Annotated in this window: 21 protein-coding genes; 12 read left to right on the top strand and 9 right to left on the bottom strand. The window is 55.9% G+C overall.

What is annotated here, in order from left to right; translation table 11 throughout:
- Positions 1–18: 18 nt before the first annotated feature.
- The 6 genes from ABID77_RS14760 to ABID77_RS14735 all read right to left on the bottom strand — a co-directional run bounded on the left by ABID77_RS14760 (position 19) and on the right by ABID77_RS14735 (position 4,877).
- Positions 19–726: a hypothetical protein gene (locus ABID77_RS14760; RefSeq protein ID WP_429597215.1), complete on the bottom strand. Its 708-nt coding sequence runs from the start codon at positions 724–726 to the stop codon at positions 19–21.
- A gap of 405 nt (positions 727–1,131) precedes the next feature.
- The gene (locus tag ABID77_RS14755; protein ID WP_429597212.1) at positions 1,132–2,199 is read right to left on the bottom strand and encodes a PIN domain-containing protein; all 1,068 of its coding nucleotides are present in this window, start codon (positions 2,197–2,199) and stop codon (positions 1,132–1,134) included.
- A gap of 115 nt (positions 2,200–2,314) precedes the next feature.
- A complete protein-coding gene (locus ABID77_RS14750; protein ID WP_429597209.1) occupies positions 2,315–2,794 on the bottom strand; it encodes a GNAT family N-acetyltransferase in 480 nt (159 codons plus the stop codon).
- Positions 2,795–2,860: 66 nt separating this feature from the next.
- Positions 2,861–3,103: a hypothetical protein gene (locus tag ABID77_RS14745; RefSeq protein ID WP_429597206.1), complete on the bottom strand. Its 243-nt coding sequence runs from the start codon at positions 3,101–3,103 to the stop codon at positions 2,861–2,863.
- A 27-nt stretch (positions 3,104–3,130) separates the two neighbouring features.
- Positions 3,131–4,429 (bottom strand): Y-family DNA polymerase, encoded by a 1,299-nt coding sequence (locus ABID77_RS14740; RefSeq protein ID WP_429597203.1) that lies wholly within the window; start codon positions 4,427–4,429, stop codon positions 3,131–3,133.
- A 7-nt stretch (positions 4,430–4,436) separates the two neighbouring features.
- Entirely contained in the window at positions 4,437–4,877 is a 441-nt protein-coding gene (locus ABID77_RS14735; RefSeq protein ID WP_429597200.1) for a LexA family protein, read from the bottom strand.
- Between the two features lie 433 nt (positions 4,878–5,310).
- Here ABID77_RS14735 and ABID77_RS14730 point away from each other — a divergent pair, with 433 nt between their 5' ends.
- The 7 genes from ABID77_RS14730 to ABID77_RS14700 all read left to right on the top strand — a co-directional run bounded on the left by ABID77_RS14730 (position 5,311) and on the right by ABID77_RS14700 (position 10,453).
- A complete protein-coding gene (locus tag ABID77_RS14730) occupies positions 5,311–5,508 on the top strand; it encodes a hypothetical protein (RefSeq protein ID WP_429597197.1) in 198 nt (65 codons plus the stop codon).
- A gap of 351 nt (positions 5,509–5,859) precedes the next feature.
- Positions 5,860–6,054: an antitoxin VbhA family protein gene (locus tag ABID77_RS14725; RefSeq protein WP_429597194.1), complete on the top strand. Its 195-nt coding sequence runs from the start codon at positions 5,860–5,862 to the stop codon at positions 6,052–6,054.
- 202 nt (positions 6,055–6,256) lie between these two features.
- Positions 6,257–7,111: a hypothetical protein gene (locus ABID77_RS14720; RefSeq protein WP_429597191.1), complete on the top strand. Its 855-nt coding sequence runs from the start codon at positions 6,257–6,259 to the stop codon at positions 7,109–7,111.
- A gap of 70 nt (positions 7,112–7,181) precedes the next feature.
- The gene (locus ABID77_RS14715) at positions 7,182–8,249 is read left to right on the top strand and encodes a hypothetical protein (protein WP_429597188.1); all 1,068 of its coding nucleotides are present in this window, start codon (positions 7,182–7,184) and stop codon (positions 8,247–8,249) included.
- A 491-nt stretch (positions 8,250–8,740) separates the two neighbouring features.
- Positions 8,741–9,478 (top strand): restriction endonuclease, encoded by a 738-nt coding sequence (locus ABID77_RS14710; RefSeq protein WP_429597185.1) that lies wholly within the window; start codon positions 8,741–8,743, stop codon positions 9,476–9,478.
- A 58-nt stretch (positions 9,479–9,536) separates the two neighbouring features.
- Entirely contained in the window at positions 9,537–9,752 is a 216-nt protein-coding gene (locus ABID77_RS14705; protein ID WP_429597182.1) for a hypothetical protein, read from the top strand.
- Positions 9,753–9,778: 26 nt separating this feature from the next.
- Entirely contained in the window at positions 9,779–10,453 is a 675-nt protein-coding gene (locus ABID77_RS14700; protein ID WP_429597179.1) for a hypothetical protein, read from the top strand.
- 182 nt (positions 10,454–10,635) lie between these two features.
- On the opposite strand, the gene ABID77_RS14695 is transcribed toward ABID77_RS14700, so the two are convergent.
- Positions 10,636–11,646 (bottom strand): GlxA family transcriptional regulator, encoded by a 1,011-nt coding sequence (locus tag ABID77_RS14695; protein ID WP_429597176.1) that lies wholly within the window; start codon positions 11,644–11,646, stop codon positions 10,636–10,638.
- An 80-nt stretch (positions 11,647–11,726) separates the two neighbouring features.
- On the opposite strand from ABID77_RS14695, the gene ABID77_RS14690 reads away from it, so the two are divergent.
- The 4 genes from ABID77_RS14690 to ABID77_RS14675 all read left to right on the top strand — a co-directional run bounded on the left by ABID77_RS14690 (position 11,727) and on the right by ABID77_RS14675 (position 14,686).
- A complete protein-coding gene (locus ABID77_RS14690) occupies positions 11,727–12,470 on the top strand; it encodes an SDR family oxidoreductase (protein ID WP_429597173.1) in 744 nt (247 codons plus the stop codon).
- Positions 12,467–13,444, top strand: coding sequence for a bestrophin family protein (locus ABID77_RS14685; RefSeq protein ID WP_429597170.1), 978 nt, complete (start codon positions 12,467–12,469; stop codon positions 13,442–13,444). Before ABID77_RS14690 ends, ABID77_RS14685 begins: the two co-directional genes overlap by 4 nt.
- Positions 13,445–13,763: 319 nt before the next feature.
- Positions 13,764–14,153, top strand: coding sequence for a TIR domain-containing protein (locus tag ABID77_RS14680; protein WP_429597167.1), 390 nt, complete (start codon positions 13,764–13,766; stop codon positions 14,151–14,153).
- A complete protein-coding gene (locus tag ABID77_RS14675; protein WP_429597165.1) occupies positions 14,153–14,686 on the top strand; it encodes a RipA family octameric membrane protein in 534 nt (177 codons plus the stop codon). Before ABID77_RS14680 ends, ABID77_RS14675 begins: the two co-directional genes overlap by 1 nt.
- 229 nt (positions 14,687–14,915) lie before the next feature.
- Here ABID77_RS14675 and ABID77_RS14670 read toward each other — a convergent pair whose 3' ends face one another.
- Complete coding sequence (locus ABID77_RS14670; protein WP_429597162.1) at positions 14,916–15,311, bottom strand: hypothetical protein; 396 nt, start codon at positions 15,309–15,311, stop codon at positions 14,916–14,918.
- Positions 15,312–15,451: 140 nt separating this feature from the next.
- Positions 15,452–16,306 (bottom strand): helix-turn-helix domain-containing protein, encoded by an 855-nt coding sequence (locus ABID77_RS14665; RefSeq protein ID WP_429597159.1) that lies wholly within the window; start codon positions 16,304–16,306, stop codon positions 15,452–15,454.
- A 216-nt stretch (positions 16,307–16,522) separates the two neighbouring features.
- Between ABID77_RS14665 and ABID77_RS14660 the strand changes: the two genes are divergently transcribed.
- Entirely contained in the window at positions 16,523–17,392 is an 870-nt protein-coding gene (locus tag ABID77_RS14660; protein WP_429597156.1) for a fumarylacetoacetate hydrolase family protein, read from the top strand.

Here is a 17,392-nt window from a genome sequence, read left to right as displayed (position 1 = left end):
CTGGCGCTTTAACGCAGGCTAAACGCTGCGCGACGCGTGAGCTGCTTTCGCTCGAAGCTGCTCAACCTTCTTGGCCAGCGACCATGCCGCCATTTCCTGCTGATCACTTTCGAACTTATCCATATGATCCCAGTAGTCGCGATAATGCGCTTTGTTAGGCGACTCGATAATGTCTTCCAGGATGGCCGAAAGTCGCTGCAATGCGGATTTCCTGCGGTATATCTCGACCACGTCCAAGGCAGACAGTTCTGATGTAAGTTGAACGTTTACTGCCTCGTTTTCACGGTTGAGAGCGATGCACCATTGACCGTGTGCGAGCTTGTTCCTCAATAAGATGGGGTCAAAGATGAACTTTTCAATCAGACGCTGAAGTCTCTGTTTTACATTGGGACCATGACTACCTTTCACGCCATAAACACTGCGCATAGAAAGTTCAACACATTTAATCCATCCCTCATTCACACCGCCGGATTTTGTGGCAGCTTTAACTTGTTCGATCTCGTCGAGGGTCAAGCCTTTGGGCGTATGGAGAATCTTAGAGAAAAGCGCTTCAGCAAGGGCGCAGTAGACAAGTGCAAGAATCTTGGTGTTCACTTGAACCGCCACATAGTTGCTCGTTAGCAGTAGAGCGTTCAACTGACGGTTAATATGCTTCCAAGAGCGTTCTAACTCTTGCACATTCGTGGTCTGAGCGCGAAACACTTCTATGCGCTGTTGTTCTTGCATGTCTTCCTCGGTAGATAAAGGGCACTAAGGACAATGCCCTTTATCTACCCGGAATCGAACCGGGATTGCCGGATCCGAAAGGGTCCGGTGCCTTACCAAATTAGGCGATAGATCCGACTTGATTATGTCATAAATCTTACGTCCTGTGTAATGCTGCATGCTACTTCGGCGGGTGTTTGATGAGTGTGCGGGTGCTACACCTTGCACTGAGTAGAGCGGTAAGCGCGCGGGGAATGATCGCAGGATTCGCGCTTCCGGTCATTCATCGCGACCAGAGCGGCAGACTGCATTCGCCGCAGAACGGACTTTCTTGAGGGAAGAATAAATGACCGCTTTGGGCCCCAAGCGGCCAATCAATCTGCTTCACAACCGTCATACAGCTATCGCGAAGCGTTGCCGGACCCTTCAGTAAAAGCTCTCCGACTCTTCCACCGCTACCTCAATTCCGCTTCCAAGATTTGCCACGTGGACGTCCATATCCGTGATAACGAATTTATTGTTTTGGACCTCGAACGACATTTCAATCTCCACCGTCACGTCAAGAGACGAAGTCTCTTCGCGGCGAGTTTTGCCAGCAGAGTACATTCGATCATCTTCCCGATCATAGTACCCATTGATGAAGTCAGGCCCATCAACAACGACTTCATAATGAACCGTGACGTCAAATGAAACGAGGCACGTTTCGTCATCGATTGAAATTATGTCGGGATCAAAATCATCGACGCTGCTAACCGTATGGGAATTGACCTCGGCATCATCCCAAGTGGAGACGTTATAAAACTCGGCGTCATTTACCTGTTTTGTGATTGCTTTCCGAATATGCTCATCGTGGGCTGCCAGATACGCTTTTATCGCCGCAGCACGGTCCTCATCATGGCTGTTATAGAGGTCCAATAGCTTCGGTAGGTCTTCAATAAGCAAAAATCGATTGTTCGCAGCACAAAAGGCTATAAGGTCAGAGTCTTCGGAAACAACGTAGCATTTTTCATTTTCTCCCAGACTAGCCTCGATCGCTAGCATGCTGAAGGCATCAGGAAACTCGTCTTTCTTCTTACCTTCTTGGAAAGGTGCTTCGTGCTGGAAGTACTTACGAAAAACCTCATTCGCATCGACCTTTGAGAGATCGAGGACTGTCGCGTTGCTGTCATCGATAAATCCCTGAAAGACTTCCTGCGCCTGCGACTGCACCCTGCTATGATCATACTCAGCAAAGAATCCGGCAATTATTGGATTCTTGGACGTTTCAAGCATCTTTGCTTTACGTCTAAAATCCATGACGCGGTTCAATCCCTCTTTTATAGCGTCATAAATCTTATCCTTGACTTCTTGGACTGTGATAGTCGTCATCAGGTGATTGAATGCTCCATCGCCCGAGGCATCTGCAAATGCTTGCATCGCTTTGGAACGAAAATCGAGGCCAGATTTAACGAATGACTGAGTGTCGATGAAGACATTGCGTGTTTGTAAAGCCAAATTTACCTCCAATCCAATTACTTAATTTTTCGAAATACCTATTGCTGCGTTGCGCGCAGGCAAAATGAATGGCGGCTAGTGGCCGGTTGCGATCGTTCGCTGAAGAGTCGGAACTTCACAGACGAAGCGTCATAAAGACGCTGTTGTCGTCTTCCGCATAGTTACCAAATGGCCCGCAGAAAGTAAAGCCTGCGCTCTCATACAACCGGTGGGCTGGGACGAATGCTGTCGCCGTGCCGGTCTCGAGGCTGAGGCGCTCGTAACCTCGCTCTTCGGCGGTCATCAAAGTATGCTGGAGTATTTGCCGCCCCGCTCCGCGACGTCGCATCGCGGCCGGGGTGCGCATTGATTTGACTTCGTCGTGAACCGGACTCAACTCCTTGAGTGCGCCACACCCGAGCAAAGTCTGGTCGTCCCAAGCAGTCCAAAAGGTGACGTCCGGCTGCCGTAACTTGTCCAGATCTAACGTATGAACACTTTCTGACGGACTTAGATCGTGCATGTTTTGCAGATGCTCACTCAGCAAGGCATGGACTTCTACGCGTGTTAGGTCACCAGTTTTAATTTGCATCGCAATTTTCGAAGGTCTGCTCATTGCCGAAAACCGACATCAGTGCTGTGTGTCAAGCCCGAATTGGCCAAACGGTGCTCCCTGTCAGAACTAGAACAGATGAGCTCTGATCACGTCTCCGACAGTGTCATCCGAGCAAGCAGAATTTGAATATCGATCGGCAATCCTTGCTGCGATGGCCACAATTTCTAACGCATAGTCGACCAAGTTTTGATCGAGAGGATCACCTTTGCGAATCAGACCGATACGTTCAGCAGCGGCGGCATACAGCGCATGGGCCTCGGCCTTCGGCGCACCGTCCCCGTCAAGCACTCCGGCACGGGTTGTACTCATTTCCATCTCCTGTGAATCGATTGCAGATCATGCGCGTGCGCAGGGTAGATCCGTCCACCGCGTTGTGTAGTCGGGAGTCTTCAGGTCTTGCTTCATCACCCACGAACGCGCTTCGCGTGCCGTGCCCGCACTTGCCAGCGTCAGTGCGCCGCGGCCGTACCGACCGTTGATGGCATCCATCGCATCCATGAGTTTGCTGCGGTCTTCGCTGGCGTCGTCCAGGTCCAGCTCGCCCTGTTCGGTCGATGCATCGTGCAAGTCGAGCAGCATCACGCCCGCTTTTGCGAAGCGGTACCCTGGTCGGTAGATCGCGCGTAGCCCACGCACCGCGCTGGACGCGATCAGACCGCTGTCAGACGTCGGTCGTCGCAGCGGAACGGTGATCGATCGCGCGTACTGCGGATCCTCCCTGCGGAAGGGACTCGTATTGATGAACACCAGCACTTGTCCGGCGTACCCGCCTTGCTTGCGCAACTTCTCGCAAGCGCGTGATGCGAACTCGGTGACAGACTCGACCAAGTCGGCGAGCTCGGTGATGGCGGTGCCGAAACTGCGGGTGCAGGCGATCTGTTTCTTCGACGCCGGCGAGTCTTCGAACGCGATGCATGCCTGTCCCTGCATTTCGCGTACCGTGCGCTCCAACGTCACTGACCAGCGCCGCCGCGCTACCACCGGGTCCATGCGGGAGACATCAAGCGCGGTTTTCAGTCCTGCTTCGCGCAACTGTTCAGCAATGCGCCTGCCGATACCCCATATCTCACCCAAATCTGTTGCCTCGAGAACGGCGTCGAGGTCGGACGCGGGCAGGGCGGCCAGGTTGCACACGCGCGCCAGCTCGGTTGGGTAGCTGCCCGGTTTCCGATCCGCGCTCTTCGCGATGTGGTTGGCGAGCTTGGCCAACGTCTTCGTGGGCCCGATGCCGATGCCGACCGGCACGCCGATCCACTGCAGGATGCGCTCGCGCACGGCATGCGATCGCTTGCCCAAGTCACCACGCATGCCGGCGAGGCCGATGAACGATTCGTCGATGCTGTAGATCTCCTGCTCAGGCCCGAGGCCCGCGGCGATCGACATCATCCGGTTGCTCATGTCGCCGTACAGGCAGAAGTTCGCTGACAGTGCGACCAGGCCCGCGTCGGGGTACTTCTTCTGAATCTGGAACCACGGCTCGCCCATGGTGATGCCCAGCGCCTTGGCCTCGTTCGACCGCGCGATCGCGCAGCCGTCGTTGTTGCTCAGCACGATGACGGGCCGGCCTTCGAGACTTGGCCGGAAGACGCGCTCGCACGACACGTAGAAGTTGTTGCCATCGACGAGCGCATACATGGTGACCTCACTGACGGAAGCGCTTGATGGTCGCCGTCACCACGCCCACGATGATGAGCTGCTGCCCTTCACGGAACGTGATCACAGGGTAGGTCGGGTTGGCAGGCACCAGCTTCACGCGGTCAGCGCGCTTGTAGAGGTACTTCACCGTGAACTCGCCGTCGACCTGGGCCACGACGATGTCTTTGTGCGCTGGTGTCAGCGCACGATTGACCACCAGAACGTCACCGTCGAAAATCCCAGCCTCGATCATCGACAACCCCGAAACGCGCCACATGAACGTGGCGGCAGGGTGCGTGATCAGCAGTTCATTGAGGTCATGCCGCTTGACCGCAAAGTCGTCTGCCGGAGAAGGAAAGCCGGCTGCCAGAAGGCTTTGAACGATCGGAATCAGCACGCGCGGCAGCGGTTCTGCCGGCGGAATGATGAAAACGACACTACTGTTCATGCATACAGTATAGTTTTTCCTCGTGCTTGGGTGTCCACCCTTTTCTGAAGCGGTGTGCAGTGATCGAGAAATGAGCAGAAGAAGTTCACGGTGGCACGGCAGTGGACGCTACGATCGTCAACAGGCTTGATGCTGCGGAGGATCCGATAGACATATGGGATGCAGACCTCAATGTGGCAAGGCAGCGTTGAAGAACGTGACTGAGAATCGTGCAACTGGTCCACGCCATGGCATTGAGAATGAAGATGCTGAACACATAGCTTGGAGCATGTGTAGACCACACGAAAGTCAAAACTGAAGCATTTCGTGACTCACTTCAGTATTTCCACTTTAGGTGTCTGCTTAAAACTTCGCTATATTCAGTCGCTACCGGAATACCTTCGCAAACCGAGCGCAAGTACAGCGCAAAAATGATACTGATTCAGAAAAAACGATGACTGTTGTAGAAAACCAGATAAAAGTGTTAGAAAAAGAACTTGAACAGCTCTATCGTCGACGCGATGCGATACGCCTCGAAAGCGCGAAATCGTACGCGGACGTTTTTCTTCGAAAGCTTGAAGCTGACGGGATTCCTTTGAAAGTTGGATTGCAAGCAATTCGCGATCTTGCGAAATTGAATCCTCCTGTGTAGCCATCGATGCATTGCGCCCTCGGTGATTAGCTCTTCGATGGTGTGATGACTAACCAAGACGATGTTCCGGTAGAACCTGAGCAAACGATTCAGCCGAACAATGCAGAGCTTCCTGCAGAGAGCCCGAAGTTAAATTAACAGCGCAGCGTTTCTGGCGTTGAGAGGCTATCTAAAGAAGAATTGTGCACGCTGCGTCCAATTGCATTGGACCGTGGCCGCGAGCTTCAAATACGATTCAATTTGCGTGGTCTGGCATGATGCAGCTTCTTTGCTGGTGCGCACGTGACAATTGCATATTATGTCTTCTAATCCGGTGAAAGCGAACGTCGGCAAACTTGATCTGAAATTTTTATGACGGCAAATTCACCCCCCAGTGATGATTTTGCAGATTTGCGCTTAAAGAGAAAGCAAGCGATTGACTTTGCACGTGCTTCTGTTGAACTCTCTGGTTTTAAAATAACCCAAGATGAAGAAGCACGTGCTCAACGTTTTATAGATGGTGAGATCACTTTGACGGAGTTCGTGGGTGCCCCTGGCAAATGCTGAGCGAATGACCGCTTGAGACTGGGTTCAGCCAGTCGAATTTCGCAGCCGAAAGGCAGCAGTCTGCTAGACCTTATCTTCGCTCTCCCGCAGCACCATATAGCTACTGGCACCAGAGCAGAGGACCAGGCCCAACGCGTCCTCGTTGCCTGCGCTCCCGAACCTGAAAGTGGCCGGCAGCCCCCTTACGAAAAGAAAAGTGCAAATGAAACAGATAGGCTTTGACAAGAGGTTCACACTACTTGCTCAGGAAGCACACCTTACGAAGAACACCCTCCTTTCAGGCTTTGACCTTTTGCTCAAAGCCAACTTCTTCCAAGACAAAGAGGGCTACTTTTACTCGTCTTTCTTCCACGTTTCCATCGGCATCGAGCGCATGTTGAAGCTGGCCGTCATCACCCACTACATGCTGACAAACCACTATGCTACGCCCACCGTCAAGCATCTCAAGAGAGAGTTCGGCCATGATGTGAAAACTCTTTATGGCGAGTGCGCGAAGCTCACGCTAAGTTACCGCCCCACGCGCACAAAGCAACCTGCCCTGACCGCTGAAGACGAAGCTCTGATCGACTTCTTCACTGAGTACGCGATTAACTCCCGCTACTTCAATCTCAACGAGCTGTGTGAGGCCAAGCTCAATCGGAGCCCGCTTGATCAGTGGCTCGACATTGCACGCTCAATCTACGAGCAGCACACGCCCCGCCAGGTCAGGCAAAAATGCACCATGGACTTGCTCTACAGCATGGACAGGAAAGGCGTTTCTAACGAATTCACCATGAACTTGGACGAGATCGGCCACCCCATGATGGTGTTCGACTGCATAAATCGCCAGTATGTAATCAAGAAAAGCGGTCCTCTTGTCATCTGGAGGCTTGTGGAAATCTTGCGCCCCATTCACCTTCTGCTTGAGTCCATGGCGTGCCAAGCTAGTGTGGATGAGGTCGCCCAAGGTCATAAAAGCATGATCATTCCCCACTACGAAGATTTCTTTTACTTCCTCCTTGCCGAAAAATCGGCTATCAAGCGCCGCAAAAGGTGGATGGAAATTTTCAACAACTGAATGACTAATTTCCGCACAACAAGGCAAAATAGCCTTCAACTAAACCGCTAGTGTACTTAGGAGAGATGCCTTGTCCAAATCAGCTCAGATAAAACCCTTGCCAGAGGTTTTGGCAGCAGAGAACGTTCCCACGAATCTAATTGATTCAGTTAAGGACTCTGGCTTCTACATGCGCGGCTGGGTTGATCCATTCTCCGGCAGGACGTGGCAGTCGGTCAGCGACATGATGTATGGAAACAAGCAATTCTCCAGTAGCTTCCCAACTGAGGAATTTATCAAATACATCAACGGAAATTACTCCTTTCCCGCCCTACCTCCGCCACGCAGTTACGATGTTAGTTCCGTTGCGGAAATCCATGAGGTTCTGGCTGAGCCGCGCAGGGCGCACCACATGTCCGAAGGCACCTTCACTTTTCGTGGCCAACCAAAAGAGTACAAGTACAAGCGAAAGATCCCAAGTCCGGTCAGGGCCGGCAAGGACGGTCGCGAAATCTCAATCCTGTCAGGTGCCTATCGCCAAACAGACGAGTTTTATTCATTTGCGCGGTCGTGTCCCGAGCGCCGGTCGTTCGAATGGCTACTGGCCGAACTTGAACCGAACAATCCGGACGTGTTCTTAGACTCGCAGTCTGCGTACGACATCATGCGTACGGAGCAGCACTACGCAACTCAGACTTCTGGACTCGATCTCGCCTTTGGTCTAGACACCGCTCTCTTCTTTGCAACGCATCGCTTCAAGTTCGACGAAACAGATCGTGCATATTATGAAGCAGTGCCCAACGGTGAACATTCGGGCGTCATCTATTGCTTCAGGTTTCGTGACCCGCCTGTAAAGCGGACGCAATATTTGATTAAAGACTTCGATCTCTTCAAAACGTACCCGCCACTGAGGATCATTCGGCAGGAATGTGGTTTACCGCTCATTATGCCAAGCGAGAGAAACATCGCGTTGACAGACGTTGACTGTATCATCAATCTGACTCCAGAATTCTCTCTACCCGAAACCTTTCAGATGTCGCGTGAATACATGTTTCCTTCGGTCAAAGAGGATGGCTTTTACGGGAGGCTCTTGCAGCTTAAGGACAAGGAGCCGGACTTGCTTCAAGATATAGTTGAATACAAGTGGGCACGTGACTAGCAAGCAACAAAATCTAACCGGCGCTTTAGCGGACGGCTTTGCAATCCACTCAGCTTAAAGGCTAAAAACCGCTTTGAGGAATACTGAAATTCCGCTTTGGGTCCCGGACCATCATGGGTTTACCGTCCAAAAAGCGGCATTGATTCAAGACAGATTGATCCAGCGTTCCAGGCATTCGCTGGGTTTCCCCAGTCACATTTGCGACCACGATATAGTTTAACTTAACGCTTGCACGGTTTCACGGACTTTTCAGGCTTGGATTTTTGAACAGACACCTGCTTTCAAACCTGTATTGCAAGCCACTTCTACCGGGAATCAGTGTCCAGAATATCCGCAGAGCCCGTTTGTCTCGACAGCTTTGCGGTCTAAATTACGTTAGACATTTCCAAGTGCCAAAAACTGTTCCACGACTTTATACAAAAATCGCCCGTAAGCCGGCTGACAGGTCACGCTATCGGAACCCCGACAATGACCCACAGGGACCTTATCTGTTGGCAGACGTCACTTCGCCTTTCGACAGACCCATGCAGAGGTATGAGTGGCACGGCCAGTTTCCGCCTGCTGGAAGATCTTGGCGCTTCACAAAGTCCAAGGCTGAGTTGCTGGATGCTGAAAAAAGAATCGTTCTAACTGCTGCCGGAAGACCCCGGCTCAAACGCTACTTGAGTGAGGCAATCGAAGCAGAAACCCTTCAAGCTCCAATATCGGGAAGCTCCCAGCTAGAGTTCATTGTGCGCAATGCAATGAGAGCAATAGCAGTCGCAATTGCCGAGAATCCCGCTTGTCTTCGCGATGTCGAGTGGCGTGATCTTGAACGAGTCTTACGCGAGGTCTTTGAGGAGCTCGGATTTGTAACCCGTCTTACTCGCTCAGGAAAAGATGGGGGGTTTGACCTGCAGTTGAACTGCACTGATGCCGGTGTTGACAAGCAGTTCCTCGTTGAGGTCAAGCATTGGGCTGGCAGCGGAAAGAAGCCGGGGCGGCCGGTGCTCAAGTCACTGGTAGATGTCGTGGCGAAGGCGACCTCCAGTTCCATTGGACTAATTCTCTCTTCCACGGGCTTCACGACAAATGTCCTGAACGGGCGCACTGAAGTGGAACAGAAGACAGTCCGCCTTGGCGGGCGTGCAAAGATCGTCTCACTTTGTCAAAACTATCTTCAAGACACTGCCGGAATTTTCAAGCCAACGACGGACCTTGCGGACATGCTTCTTGAAGGCACGTCGTAAGCACTATATAAGTATAAGCGCCTAACTTAAAACGTTATTCCCCACGGGCTAGCTCGTCATGCACCTGCTCAACGAAATCACCGATCGCTTAAGTTCAAATTCGCCGAGCCTTGAAGACGCGCTCTTTAAGGCGCAGGTGCTCGCCCATCGTCTTGGTGAGCAAGACATGAAGCAGTGGGTGTCAAATGAACTAAAGGGCTACCCCGATCGCGAGAACCTTCCGACCTACCGTGTCGTGCCCGTCACCGTGATGGCAAATTTGAGCAACGGGTAGTTCGCTACATAGACCAGCCGCTCCCAATGATGGGCGTAGATCAAAGACTTCGGGAAGAGCTCGAAACGCGGAGAGTGTCGGAAAGCGTTGCGGTAGTGGCTGAGTGGACAAAGCTCGACACAGACTTAGCAATTGTCGTCGCACCAGAATACTATGGCCACATCAAAAAGGGCATTGACCGCAGCTTCGAGATTGAACGTGCCTGGGGAAAGCACTCCGTCGGCGCAATGCTCCAGATTTTCACCGAGGTGCGCTCGCGTCTCCTTGGATTGGCTCTTCAAATGTCGGACCGCATTCCGCAGGAGCCGCGTCTGGAAGCCATACGAGCAGTGGCCCAGGAAGTGGCGGTTTCGGAGATCTTTCGGAACGCGGTATTCGGCAGTAATACGACAATTGTGGTTGGTGGCGGGTCGATTCAGGGTGTCACCAACAACGTGACCGTCAATGGCCTAGGCAGCCTAATGTCTGCGCTGCGCGCCTACGGGGTTCAAGACACTGACATGGAGCAGCTCAAGCGGGCCATAGAGATCGACGACGCCTGTGACGACGTCAAGAACAAAAAGCTCGGCCCTAATGTTCGGAACTGGATAGGTAGCATGGTTGCGAAGGCTGGCGAAGGCGCTTGGGAGATCAGCGTATCCACCGCCGGCGGTGTGTTGGCGGCAGCTATCGCCTCCTACTATGGTTTCGGTGGGGCCTAACCATTTTTCTGGCGTACCGCCTCCAGTGATCGCTGAATTCACACGATGAACGTCCGCTTTCATTTGCGGTGACCGGCTACTACTGGCCGAAAGCTGGCATCGCACATCTGCTGTATGACTGACCGCAATCAGTCTGAAGCGGACCTAGGCACCCAGAGGCACAGGCGAATTGCGAATTCATGCTACGCGGCTGAGTTATCTCTCGCTGCAAACCGCCGTCGATAGTCTCGCGGGGCCACGCCCAGGTGGCGCTTGAAGGTGACGCGCATGCGCTCCTCGTCGCCGAAGCCGCACAGGCGCGCGATCGAGTCGACATTGCGTGGCGAGTCCTCGAGAAAGCGCCGAGCAGCCTCGAGCCGGAACACCTCCACCGCCTTGGCAGGGGTGCGGCCGGTCTTCTCCTTGTAGACCCGAGCGAAATTGCGAGGACTCATGCGCGCCCTCTCGGCGAGGAACTCGACCGTGAGGTCCCGACGCTCCAGGTTGCCCGCGATCCACAGGTTGAGTTCGTCGAATGTGTGGGCATCGTCAGCCTGCGCCTGCAGCAACTCGCTGAACTGCGACTGCCCGCCCGGCCGCTTGAGGAAGACGACGAGTTCTCGGGCCACCTCCATCGCGACGTCGTGGCCGCAGTCAGCTTCGACCAGCGCCAGCGCGAGGTCGATGCCCGCGGTGACGCCGGCCGATGTCCAAACCGCGCCCTGTTGCACGAAGATGGCGTCGCGGTCGATCTGCACCGTCGGGAAGCGTTGGCCCATCAACTCGAACATGAGCCAGTGCGTGGTGGCGCGCTTGTGGTCGAGCAGACCAGCCGCAGCCAGCAGGAACGCGCCGCTGCACACCGATGTCGTACGTCGCGTCTTGCCCGACGCGCGGCGCAGCCAGCGGACGAGCGACTCCGAATGGTCGAGCACCTGCGCCATGTGCGGCGAGCCGGGCACGACGAGGGTGTCGACCGTGCTCGGGCGGTAGGCGGCGAGCGCGTCGGTCTGCAGCACCAGCCCTTCGGCGCTGCGCACCAAGCCGCCGTCGAGGCTGGCGGTGCAGCGCTCGTAGCCCGCGAGGCCGCGCGCCTCCATCGCCTTGGTGGCCGCCCAGAACACCGTTTGCGCACCGGTCAGGTCGAGCAGGCCGACGTCGGGGAAGGCGACGAACAACACCCGTTTCGCGCGTTGCCGCTTCGGTGCATTCATTGGCAGTAATTCAGGGGTCTTTGTCATTGGCGCCAGATTGTTCCATACCTACGATGGCGCCATCAACCCAAGGAACACCCATGAAGATCGTCGTGATCGGAGGCAACGGCCTCATCGGCAGCAAGCTCATCGCACTGCTCCGACAGCGCGGACATGAGGCCATCGCGGCCTCACCCAGCACCGGCGTCAACACGCTGACCGGCGAAGGCCTGGCAGCGGCTCTGGCCGGCGCGCAGGTCGTGGTCGACGTGGCCAATTCGCCGTCGTTCGAAGACGCAGCCGTGATGCACTTCTTCGAAACTTCGGGCCGCAATCTTCTGGCGGCGGAAGCGGCAGCCGGCGTGCAGCACCATGTGGCTCTGTCGGTGGTGGGCACCGAGCGGCTGCAGGGCAGCGGCTACTTCCGCGCCAAGCTGGTGCAGGAACAGCTAATCGAGGCCTCGAAGATTCCGTACACCATCGTGCGGGCCACGCAGTTCATGGAGTTCCTGGCAGCCATCGCGCAGTCCGGCATCGAGGGGCAGACTGTCCGGCTGCCGTCCGCGCACCTGCAGCCCATCGCAGCGCAGGACGTGGCCCTGGCCATGGCCGATGCAGCGCTGGGCGCACCGGTCAACGGCATGGTCGAGGTCGGCGGACCCGAGCGCGCCGGCATGGCCGCCATGGTCGAGCGCTACCTGCGCGCCAGTGGCGACGCGCGGATCGTCGTGACCGACGCCCAGGCGTCTTACTTCGGCGTGGCGATCGACAACGCCTCGCTCACGACGCGCACCGACGCGCGACTCGGCGCGACCACCCTCGACGCCTGGCTAGCCGCGCGGTGAACGTCGGCCGCTCGTACCGGCTGCGCGAGTTCTTCCTGTGGACGCGGCGCGAGCTCTACCTGCTTCTCGCGCTGGGCATCGTGCCGGTGTGTCTGTACGAACTCGCCGGCTGGCATTGGCTTGCGATTCCATGGACAGTGGTGGCGCTGATCGGAACTGCCACAGCGCTGATCGTGAGCTTCAACAACACGCAGACCTATGCCCGGACGGTAGAAGCGCAGCAGGTGTGGACGGCCATTCTCAACAACAGCAAGGCCTGGGGCCTCATGAGCCGCGACTACCTGAAGAGCTCCGAGGCCACGCGCCACTTGGTGAACCGGCACATCGCCTGGGTGACGGCGCTGCGCTACCAGATGCGCCGACACCGGGCCTGGGAGAGCACCAACCGACGCACCAATGCCGAGTACCAGGCGTTCTACGCAGTTCCGGAAAAGGAGAGCACGCTGGAGGCCGAACTCGCGCGATACCTCGAGGCCGACGAACTGCGCAGCGTGCTCGCCTCCCGCAACAAGGCGACGCAGTTGCTGGCGAACCAGAGCCGCGCGATCCACGACTTGTTCACCAGTGGCGAGATCGCCATCAACTTCTTCATCGAGATGGAAAAGGCGATCAAGGAGTTGCTCGATCACCAGGGCCGCAGCGAGCGCCTCAAGAACTTTCCGTACCCGCGACAGTACGCCATCATCAACGCGCTGTTCATCCGGATTTTCTGCATCCTTTTGCCGTTCGGCATGCTGAAGGAGTTCGATGCCCTGCAACGTGTGTGGCTGGTGATTCCGTTCAGCGTGATCATTTCATGGATGTACACCTCGCTGCAGCAGGTGGGTGAAAGCACCGAGAACCCGTTCGAGGGCGGTGCCAACGATGTGCCGATTGCGCAGATCGCCCGAATGATCGAAGTCGAGGTGCGCGAACTTCTGGGCGACACCGACTTGCCGCCACTCTTGCGGGCCAAGAACAACATCATTCTTTAGGCCGCTCAGGGTCAGATAAAAGCGAACTGTCTGCTTTGCAGCGGTTGCAGACAGTCGGCTTCGAGCAGGAAACGGCGCAGTTCCGCCAGAACCGGACGTTCCCCTGTGCAGCAGAATTTGGCTAGAACCGGACTTTGATTGGCCTGGCGACCACCCAGGCGCACAATGGCGCCGATTACAAACGAAGCGAGTTGTGCTAGAAACTGAAAAACCGGTTAATCCACCAGTCGATCAGTTCCTCGCGAGCTTAATGAGCAGGTGCAACTCTGGGACTTCGTAGAAGCGTTTCCGCTTTCACAACAACTGCAGAGGTGACAACATGGCAGAAAAAAAGCTGTTCGTGAGCTTTGACTTTGACAATGACGCGACGCTAAAAATGCTGTTCGTCAATCAGTCGAAGCACCCGGACGCTCCTTTCGACATCTGGGATTCATCGGTGAAGGAGCACATGACCGGTGATTGGCAGGCAAAGGTGCGTGAAAAGATTCGGAACGTTGATGTTGTCTGCGTCCTCTGCAGCTCGACGACTTATACCGCAAAGGGCGTTGCCATCGAACTGCAGATTGCGAAGGATCTTGGCAAGGAGTATTTCCTGCTCAAGGGCTACAAAAATTTAGCCTGCACCAAACCGACATCTGCGTCGTCTGCCGACAAGATGTACGACTGGACGTGGGAAAACCTGAAAAACTTGATCCACGGCGGGCGGTGATGCCAGACGTTCCGCAGAGGACTCTTTGGAACGAGATCACTGAAGGCGTCGTCTACCCGTCCAACGACAAGTGGCACGGCCATCTGCTGGAACAGTACAAGCTGTATGTCGAGATGGCAGATCGAATTAGCCAACGCCGGACGACTGCCAACTCGTATTTCCTAACGGTGAACTCGGCAATCCTTGCATTCGTCGGGTACCTGAACTCAAAGGACTCTGAGGAGTACCTCTGGCTTCTTGCGCTTGCCGGCATGACTCTTTGCATTCTCTGGCGCGTCGGCATCGCCTCGTACCGGAACCTGAACACCGCGAAGTGGAAGGTCGTTCACGAGATTGAGAAGAGGCTGCCCATCAGCCCCTATGACGCCGAGTGGGACTATGTCGAGCGGGGCAAGAATTCGGCGCTCTACCGTCCGATCTCACATGTCGAGGGCGGCGTGCCATGGGTCTTCTTGCTTCTCCACTTTTTCGTTTTCGTGAAGACAATGCCCTTCGAGCGGTATTGGGCTTACCTGACTCAACTCCTCGGCTAGCTGCTTGGTGCCGTTCGAGACGCCAGTCGGAAATAGTAAATTTTAACCATCGGTTGCTATAAAAAAAACAAGTTGATGGGTTTATACGAGCTTTGATAATTTGGTATGTTAATAAATCGGCGAAATGTAGTTTATCAACAGACTTAATCGCGACAGACTTGCGTTTCTGCCTATGTTTGGCCTGCCTTCCTCGCTGCGTCGGCTTATTCCTGACTGACTTTTGCCGTGGCTAAGACACGTTGCATGCTTCCACAAGCTCAGGAGTTTGTTCTTGGATCTCGGTCCATGAAGCCACCGCAAGATAGGGCACTCCAAACCCACGAGTGCGTTTTCCGAGATCAGCCTTCATGGCCTCACGTTGACTGCTCGATGGAACGATCACCGCCATCGCAGCGCAACGTCCTTGCAAAAGTTGCCGATTCGCCTTGAACCACATCGCCCGAACTCGATAGTCCTCGGGTGTTTCCTCAATGGTCGATGGATCAAAGGCGATCACGAAAGGATCAGTGGCGCCCACCAGTTGATCCATCTCTTGACACCAAGCTTCCGAGAACCCGGGCGTGCACACTTCGGAGCGCAAGGAGATCAATGGAAAGCAGCTGACGTCGTGAATCTGATAATTCATGGCACACCCATTCGGAGAAATGGACTCATTGATAGTAAATGAGAATTATCCTCATTTGACCCAGGTTCAGTCACGGGGTGTCATTCATGCCCTGTCGGTCAGATGGCTTTCTGATGATGAGTCTTCAGCAGTGAGGTGGGTCACTCGCGTGGGACGCCTGTCACCGTTACGGGCGAAGGGCTGCGGGTGGCCCGCTTGAAGATCGATGGCGACACCCCAGTGTGCTCCTTGAAGAACCGCGAGAAATTCCCAGGCGCCGAGAAGCCAAGATCGAGGGCCACATCAGTGAGCTCGCCACCTTCGCTCACGCGGCGCATGGCCTCTTCAACGCGAACACCGCTCCAGAACACCTGGGGGGTGGTGTGGAGTTGATCGCGAAACAGCGCGAACAAGCGCGCGCGCGACAGACCCACCTTGCCTGCGATTTCCTCGATGGTGGTCTTCTCCGAAACGTTGGCACGCATGTGGGAGATGGCGCTGCGGATGCGGTGATCCAGCATCAAGCTGGCCATTTCCTCCGGCCTGCCTTCCTTCCCGTTCGTGGAAGCGGCAATGGCGGCTTCAAGCAGTCTTTCCACTTCGTCATCAATCGATGGCTTCAAGGAATTGGCCGAGATGATCAGGTCCAGCACCCGCCAGCATGAGCGGCGCATGGTGGCGCTGATGGGCACTTGCGGCGAGGGAAAGCGAAAACTGCGGGCCTTGGCCGCGCCCAGTTCGTCGAGCCAGGCTTTCTTCACCATGAAAACCAGGAACAGCGAGGTACCCGCCGAGTCGAGCCGCGCCATGTCATGGGCCTCGAAGGCGTTGACGCCCAGCGCCACATCCTCGCTGTAGGCGACGACTTCCGAGCCGACATGGGCGCAGGCGCGTGCGCCACCCAGCCACAAGGCCAGCTGGGTTTCCGAGTGCGCGTGCGCCACCAGATTGGCTCGTGCCTCCAGCACGATGGCGGTGCCGAACGCGCCCTCATGGAGCGCATAGGCCTCCTGCATAGGGGTGCTCTGCAAAGTTCAGACGGCTGCGATTGTTCCTGCCTGACGGGTGTCCAGGCACACCGGATCGGGTAAGTCCTTAGGTCTACGGAAGACTCCCTGATACGTGGATGGATGCGCTGATAAGCGCAAAAAACACTGCGTTTGTAAATTTGCTTCTTGCCAAGGCGAGCCTCGCCACCACGGCAAGTCCCCACAACCACCGGAGCCAAACACATGCGCATCGCAACCTATTTCGCCGACGGCCGCCACCACGTCGGTCTCGTGTCCGCCGACGGACTGACCCTCACACCGATGGACCTCACGCCCGAACTGGCCGAGAAAGGCGCTCTGTCGCTGATCGAGACCCTTGCGGCGGGCGGCGAACTCCCGGCTGTTTCGGGCTCCAAGGTCAAGGTGGCCGACGTGGTCCTGGCCGCACCCCTGCCGCAGCCGCGCCGCAACGTCTGGTGCGTCGGGCGCAACTACCACGCGCACGCCAAAGAATTGTCGGCATCGGTCTTCAAGGACAACAACGCCAAGGCCGACGAGTGGCCCATCGTCTTTACCAAGGTCCCGGAATGCGTGGTGGGACCGCACGACGACGTGCTCGTGCCGAGCGAGATTTCCAAGCAGATCGATTACGAGGCCGAGCTGGCCGTGGTGATCGGCAAGGGCGGCAAGAACATCACCCGCGCGGCAGCCCTGGAGCACGTGTTCGGCTACACGGTGGTCAATGACGTGACGGCGCGCGACGTGCAGATGCGCCATGGGCAGTGGGACATGGGCAAGTCGTTCGACACGTTCTGCCCGATGGGTCCGTGGATCGTGACGGCCGACGAGTTCGACGGCACCAAGACGCGGGTGCGCTGCTGGGTCAATGGCGAGCTGCGCCAGGACGGTCCGACGGAAAACATGATCTTCGACATCCCCACCCTGATCGAGACGATCTCGCGCGGCATCACGCTGTACCCCGGCGACATCATCGCTACCGGGACCCCGGCCGGCGTGGGCATGGGCATGAGCCCGCCGCGTTACCTCCAGGCGGGCGACGTCGTCCGGGTGGAAATCGACGGCCTCGGCGCGATCGAGAACAAGTTCGTTTGA

The organism is Variovorax sp. PvP013, from assembly GCF_050435945.1.
GTDB lineage: Bacteria > Pseudomonadota > Gammaproteobacteria > Burkholderiales > Burkholderiaceae_C > Variovorax.
Note: the sequence above shows the minus strand (reverse complement) of the source record. Positions and strands in the feature narration are given on the sequence as shown.